Origin of the sequence: Pseudomonas sp. K5002, assembly GCF_013386655.1 — a bacterium.
Classification (GTDB): Bacteria; Pseudomonadota; Gammaproteobacteria; order Pseudomonadales; family Pseudomonadaceae; genus Aquipseudomonas.
The window spans coordinates 1-2,276 of sequence record NZ_JACARK010000313.1; the positions used below are offsets into that span (position 1 = coordinate 1).

The window sequence follows — 2,276 nt, forward strand, 5'->3', positions numbered from 1 at the left end:
ACAGCGCCAGGTCCAGACCCTGGATGCCCAGCGCCTTGGGCCCGCCGGCAGCGCCGGGAAGGATGCCGACGTCCGCAGGCGCAAGCCCCTGCTCACGAATGCGTGCAAAAGCGCGTTTACCGGCCTTGAGGGTCAAGGCGGGGAACTTCATATGGATAGCAGTCATACCGGTCTCATTTACCGCGAGCAGGGCAGTATAGAAAATCTTGCCCGGTTGCAGGCAAAGGTCTCGCAGAGAATTGCCATGGTGGCAATTCAGTTTCAGTTAAGTTGGATCCAGTACCGTGAGCCCCGTAGGCAAAATATCCCGAAACGGAGACTCACCATGAAAACCCTCACAGCCTTGATCGCCAGCAGTATCATCGCCCTCACCGCAGGCGTCGCCCAGGCTCGCGACCTGGGGCCGGACGAAGCACTGAAGTTGCGCGACGCTGGTACCATTGTGTCTTTCGAGAAGCTCAACGCCACGGCGTTGGCCAAACATCCCGGCGCCACCGTGCATGAAACCGAGCTTGAAGAGGAATACGGCAAATACCTTTATCAGGTTGAACTGCGCGACGCCCAGGGCGTCGAGTGGGACCTGGAATTGGACGCTGTCACCGGCGCCGTCCTCAAGGATCATCAGGATACGTAATGAAGGTAAATCTACGCACCAGCGTTCAAGTGGCGCTGGTGCTCCTGGCATTTTGCTCAGGCCTGGCCGCTCGGGACCTGGGCCAGGATGAAGCGCTGCGCCTGCGCCAGAAGGGCGTGATCGCGCCGCTTGAGCATCTGCTGGGCCCGGCTTTCGAGCGCTACCCGGGCGCCAAGCTGCTGGACGCCGAGCTTGAAGAGCACAAGGATCGCCCTGTGCGCTATATCTATGAAATCGAACTATTGACGGTGGAAGGCGTGGTGCGCGAGATCGAACTCGATGCCAACACCGGTCAACTGCTCAAAGACAAGGAAGACGACTGATGCGCCTGCTGCTGGTGGAAGACCACGTACCCCTGGCCGATGAGCTGATGGCCGGACTCAATCGCCAGGGCTATGCCGTCGACTGGTTGGCGGATGGGCGCGATGCGGTGTACCAGGGGCGCAGCGAACCCTACGACCTGATCATCCTTGACCTCGGCCTGCCGGGTTTGCCTGGGCTTGAGGTGTTGACGCAATGGCGTGCCGCCGGCCTGGCCACGCCGGTGCTGATCCTCACTGCCCGCGACTCCTGGGCCGAGCGCATCGAAGGGCTCAAGGCCGGGGCCGACGACTACCTCAGCAAACCGTTCCATCCCGAAGAGCTGCACCTGCGTATCCAGGCCTTGCTGCGTCGTTCCCATGGCCACGCCAATCAGCCCACCTTGCAGGCTGCCGGCTTGCACCTGGATGAGGGTCGCCAGTGTGTGATGCGTGATGGCGAGGAGATCCAGCTGACCGCGGCCGAGTTTCGGCTGCTGCGTTACTTCATGCTGCACCCCGAGCAAATCCTTTCAAAAAGTCACCTGGCCGAACATTTGTACGATGGCGAGACCGAGCGTGACTCCAATGTGTTGGAGGTCCACGTCAACCACCTGCGCCGCAAATTGGGCCGCAGCGTGATCGAGACCCGGCGCGGCCAGGGTTACCGGTTTGGTGCCAGCCCGGCATGAAGTCGATCCAGCGGCGCCTGAGCCTGGGGCTGATCAGTGTGATGGTGATCGTCGGCCTGGTGCTGGCGCAGACCAGCCTGTGGCTGTTCGAAATGGGCCTGCAACGTTACCTGGAGTCCGGCTTGCGCAACGACAGCGAGAACCTGCTGGTGGCGCTGGTGCGCGGGCCGGCGGGTGTGCAACTGGATGAGCAGCGGTTGTCTCCTGCGTACCAGCGTCCGTTTTCCGGGCACTATTTCCGTATCGATTTTGCCGATACCCATTGGCGTTCCCGCTCGCTGTGGGACCAGGAACTGCCGCAGTTGCCCCACGCCGGGCTGAAGGGCAACCTGCAGTTGGGGCCGGAAGGCCAGCAGTTGCTGGTACTGCGTTCGGACTACAAACGGTTTGGCCAGTCGATTTCCATCAGCGTGGCCCAGGACTACACACCCGTCAGAGAAAGCTTTCGGCTGATGCGCCAGATCGGCCTGGTGCTGGGGCTGGCGGCGCTGTTGCTGATCCTGATTCTGCAACGGGTCACCGTGCGCCGCGCCTTGCGCCCGCTGGAGACCGCGCGCAACCAGATCGCCCAACTGCAGCAGGGCCAGCGCTCGCAACTGGACACCCAGGTGCCGGTGGAGCTGGAGCCGCTGGTGGCGCAGATCAACCATC

The 2,276-nt window shown here is 62.2% G+C and carries 3 protein-coding genes and 2 pseudogenes; 4 read left to right on the plus strand and 1 reads right to left on the minus strand.

Going from position 1 to position 2,276, the window contains the following annotated elements; genetic code table 11:
* Positions 1-166 (minus strand): annotated as a pseudogene (locus HX846_RS15780) (patatin-like phospholipase family protein); the annotation flags it as partial.
* A gap of 159 nt (positions 167-325) precedes the next feature.
* Here HX846_RS15780 and HX846_RS15785 point away from each other — a divergent pair.
* The 4 genes and pseudogenes from HX846_RS15785 to HX846_RS15800 form a co-directional block, all read left to right on the plus strand.
* A complete protein-coding gene (locus tag HX846_RS15785) occupies positions 326-634 on the plus strand; it encodes a PepSY domain-containing protein (RefSeq protein WP_003219548.1) in 309 nt (102 codons plus the stop codon).
* Complete coding sequence (locus HX846_RS15790) at positions 634-957, plus strand: PepSY domain-containing protein (RefSeq protein WP_102369441.1); 324 nt, start codon at positions 634-636, stop codon at positions 955-957. Before HX846_RS15785 ends, HX846_RS15790 begins: the two co-directional genes overlap by 1 nt.
* Positions 957-1,625 carry a response regulator transcription factor gene (locus HX846_RS15795; protein WP_003219550.1) on the plus strand — a complete coding sequence of 223 codons (669 nt, stop codon included), beginning with the start codon at positions 957-959 and terminating at the stop codon, positions 1,623-1,625. The genes HX846_RS15790 and HX846_RS15795 overlap by 1 nt, the downstream gene beginning before the upstream one ends.
* A pseudogene (locus HX846_RS15800) lies at positions 1,622-2,276 on the plus strand (ATP-binding protein); the annotation flags it as partial. The gene HX846_RS15795 and the pseudogene HX846_RS15800, both read left to right, overlap by 4 nt.

Bases quoted from the DNA above. Each gene is read 5' to 3' on its own strand.
- HX846_RS15785 (WP_003219548.1), top strand. From the start codon at position 326: ATGAAAACCCTCACAGCCTTGATCGCCAGCAGTATCATCGCCCTCACC.
- HX846_RS15790 (WP_102369441.1), top strand. From the start codon at position 634: ATGAAGGTAAATCTACGCACCAGCGTTCAAGTGGCGCTGGTGCTCCTG.
- HX846_RS15795 (WP_003219550.1), top strand. From the start codon at position 957: ATGCGCCTGCTGCTGGTGGAAGACCACGTACCCCTGGCCGATGAGCTG.